We start from the raw sequence: 3,813 nt of genomic DNA, 5'->3' as shown, positions 1-3,813 counted from the left end.
GTTTTATAAGTTATTTTTATATCGACAGTATGACATCTTTTATACTACTTGGCAAGTGTAACGTTTAAACCCTTTAGTTTGATTAATCTCGTGTGTTTCGTGCTTATGCCACCCATACAGAGGTCCCTTGTAAGTAAAATGTCATCTCGCCTATTCTCGCTCTTATTACTTTACTATAAAAATAGTACTCCTTGATGGTTTAGCCTTCATGAGTTAATTATTCAAACTCAAGGATATCTTTAACTGTAGACAATTTAAAAACTATTATATCCTTGTTTATCTCCACGAGCTTTGTCATTGACATTCACTTTTTACCATTCTCCACCCATACTACCCTCGACATGTAAAAATGTCATCTCGCTTAATCCTCACGCTTCTTATCGTTGGGCAACACCCTTGATGTTACTGCCTTCATGACATGTTGATTTTAAACACTACATTGTTTCATCTCACCAACAAATTCTAATTTCTCTTTTTTATTCTCATATATAGAGTAGTAAGTGTGGTGACTTTATTTAACACCTATACTGTCAATGGCATATTCGCCTAACCACGATGAGTTGTAATCATAAAGTCGTATTGTTTTAACCATAAAAAAAACCTCGAAAGGTAGTTAGTCAATCAAGGTTATAGTTAAAACACTCAAAAAGTAGTTATTTTGTTCCTACTCCAAATTCTCCTCTCTTCTTTATCTATACTAAATACTTTTAAAGCCATAGTCAGTATTTTCCTTCGTAGACGAAATCAATTGCTTTTTCGCCTCTTTCCTCTAAATCTGTTTTAAAATCTATCGCAATTTCTTTCATATTATTGTAGGATTCTTCTACTGGTTCCCATATCTCAAAATGTCCTTTACAAAAGGTACACTATAGTATAATACTTATCGCTTTTATATTGTTTTTAAATATTCTATTTCTTTACCAGTCCATTTTTTATGAATCAACTCACAGATTTGATCGGAAAGAGAAAAAATTTCTTTCCACTCTGAGCTTTTTTTTATAGAGGAACTATCCCATACTTTCATTTGATTCATTGAAAAATACACATCTTTTAATTTTTTACTTTTTTCAAAAATTTCTTCATCTATAATTCCTTCATTAACTAATCTATCAAGGGTAAATTCACTTAAATAGGCTGGTGCTTCTATTGCAAACTCTTCAAGAAGATAATACTCTATTAAATCATCTGACAATGTTAAAACATTAGAATTAGAATGTTTTAATGTCTCTAAAAATAGTTTAAATGATTCTCCAATTGATATCACAATTTACTCCCCTTCTTTAATCAATTTGTATTGTAGTACCTTTATCATCAATAGTAGGAACGTAACCATCCTCTTTTTTATATACCTTCACTTTTTTTGTTTTTCCATTTGAAAATCCATAGTATGAACCCTTATGCACTCCTCCACCGCCATGATAGAACACACTTCCATCCGGATTAGTGAATTTCCAACCGGATCCATTCCTTCCGTAAATACCCTCATTCCAATCCGGACCTAAAATTGACTTAATTTCGCTTTTAGAGTTTCCATACAATCTTTCAGGATTCGCAATAATATCATCAAATGATGCAGGTTTCCATTGAACATTTCCATTCCCATATTTATTTTTGTAATAATTATTCCAATCTTGTCCAGATACTGGATTCTCTGCTCCAAAATCTGTTTTAGTTCCGCTGACCGGCTTACTATTATTACCCGTACCCTTATCCTCAGCAGGCTTTTTATTCGAGCCATTTTGTGATGGTTGGGTATTAGATGGTTTCGGACTTGGAGTTGGTGTGTTTCTTCCAACTGTTCCTGTATCCTCTATGTGTCTAACGTCTCCACCTGCTAATGCAAAATTCTGCTGCTGTGATTGTACCATCTGACGCAGTTGCTGTTTGACTTCGGCTACTTTGGATTGTATCTGGGTTTTCACGTTCACTACTTGCTTTTTGACTTTTTCTTTTACACTGCCTAAGAGACCTTTATTCGCATTTTGAACACTTTTATTGATGCTCTTAAATGGTTATCTTTTCAATTTACGTACTTAAACATGCATAAAAGCACTTGTCGCCTGTTATAGACAATCAAGTGCTTTAAGTTTATAAATTTTCTAAGTTTATTAATATTCGCAAGTTTTATAAGTTAGTTTAATATTGACAGTATGACATCTTTTTACCACATGGCAAGTGTAACGTTTAAACACTTTAGCTTGTTTAATCTCGTGTGTTTCGTCTTATGACATCCATGAATAATCGGTTTTAAGTAAAATGTCATCTCGCCTATTCTCGCTCTTATTACTTTACTATAAAAATAGTACTCCTTGATGGTTTAGCCTTCATGAGTTAATTATTCAAACTCAAGGATATCTTTAACTGTAGACAATTTAAAAACTATTATATCCTTGTTTATCTCCACGAGCTTTGTCATGCTCGTTAGTTTGTTAGCCATTCAATGTAGTCCATGTACAATGTCATCTCGCTTAATTATCGTACTTGTCACTCCATTCTACTTGTAAAACCGAACTCCATAATGGTACTATCTTCATAAGCTCTCGATTCACAAACAAATCATTTTCTTATTGTCTCACTCAAATATTAGCTGATTTAATATAAATTAAAGTAAAAACCTTGAAAGGCATTTAGCCAATCAAGGTTTAAGAATAGTATTAAGATTTATTTACTCATATACTAATTCACCTATTTCACTATATAATCATCTAATTTTTCAATACTATACTTTGATTTTTTAGCTTTCACAAGATTTGAGACATTTCATCATAAAGTTACTCGATCAATTCACTCCAAATTTTAGGAAATTAAGTGATTTTGTATTTTTTAAGTTTAATAATATTTGCGAATTTTTATAATTTGTTTTGTTGTAAAAATGCTTCTAAAATCCTTTCAATAGGTAAACTAGCATTTTTCAGTAATTTCTCTACTTTGTCCTTTATTTGCTTATTAGAAGCAATTATTTTTTTATACTCTTCACCATCAAAAGAACGTAAAGAATCTATTGCATATTCAGCCACTTCATCACTCTCATTAAGTAAATCTAATAATAAATTAAATCCATATACTCCGTTATCTTCATCTATACAGTAGGCTAATCTAATTTTATATTTATCATCTCTATCTTTTAATCCTCGAATTAAATTCTCCCAATCAATATTAGTAAACTCACTCATCAATTCTTGCACATACATAAATTCATCGTCATAAAAATAATTATCTGCGCTATTTTCAGATAATACTGCATCTACTTTTTCGTACATTCACTTTCCTCCTCTATTTACTAAAACCACCTGGTAATGGAGCATTAATTTGTCCTGTTGGGTAGCCGCTAACTACCGTATCACCTATTTTAATAACATCAATTTCTACACCATCAACAATCCCCCTATGCAGAGTTGCTCCATCTCTACCTCTAATACTTATTGAAGGAGAATTACCAATATCAGTTATACTATCTAAGATTTTAAGATCACTCCAACCTTCAGGAAATGTTGTACTATTTTTTATTTTCGAAAGATTCCCATCAGGAAATTGAGTTATATATTTGATATCTTTTGTACCATCAGGGTTGATTTTAATAACTTCTGTAGCATAGTTAGAATGGCTATTATTAATGGTTGATGAATGCCCCCCAATAATTTCATTTTTATTAGGGTTCTTTCTCTGCCCCAAAAGTATTTTTTCCTTCATTTCAGGTGTGATAATTGAACTATCTCCGCTGACTGGCTTACTATTATTACCTGTACCCTTATCCTCAGCAGGCTTTTTATTCGAGCCATTTTGTGATGGTTGGGTATTAGACGGCTTCGGACT

General features: G+C 32.0%; 4 protein-coding genes. All 4 read right to left on the bottom strand.

Annotated elements, in window-relative coordinates:
• Positions 1–889: 889 nt before the first annotated feature.
• Complete coding sequence (locus ACP3VS_RS23915; RefSeq protein ID WP_036218024.1) at positions 890–1,264, bottom strand: hypothetical protein; 375 nt, start codon at positions 1,262–1,264, stop codon at positions 890–892.
• Positions 1,265–1,280: 16 nt separating this feature from the next.
• A complete protein-coding gene (locus tag ACP3VS_RS23910) occupies positions 1,281–1,922 on the bottom strand; it encodes a hypothetical protein (protein WP_426390229.1) in 642 nt (213 codons plus the stop codon).
• Positions 1,923–2,849: 927 nt separating this feature from the next.
• Positions 2,850–3,260 (bottom strand): hypothetical protein, encoded by a 411-nt coding sequence (locus tag ACP3VS_RS23905; protein WP_036217845.1) that lies wholly within the window; start codon positions 3,258–3,260, stop codon positions 2,850–2,852.
• 13 nt (positions 3,261–3,273) lie between these two features.
• Positions 3,274–3,813, bottom strand: a 540-nt coding sequence (locus ACP3VS_RS23900; RefSeq protein WP_426390226.1) for an EndoU domain-containing protein, incomplete at its 5' end; no start/stop codon positions are given.

The sequence above is a fragment of the Lysinibacillus sp. VIII_CA genome (assembly GCF_049943995.1).
Taxonomy (GTDB): Bacteria; Bacillota; Bacilli; order Bacillales_A; family Planococcaceae; genus Lysinibacillus; species Lysinibacillus pinottii.
The sequence above is the reverse complement of the archived record's forward strand: the minus strand, read 5'-3'. Positions and strand labels throughout refer to the sequence as shown.

Coding starts and splice junctions, on each gene's coding strand:
- ACP3VS_RS23905 (WP_036217845.1), bottom strand. CDS start 3,260: ATGTACGAAAAAGTAGATGCAGTATTATCTGAAAATAGCGCAGATAAT.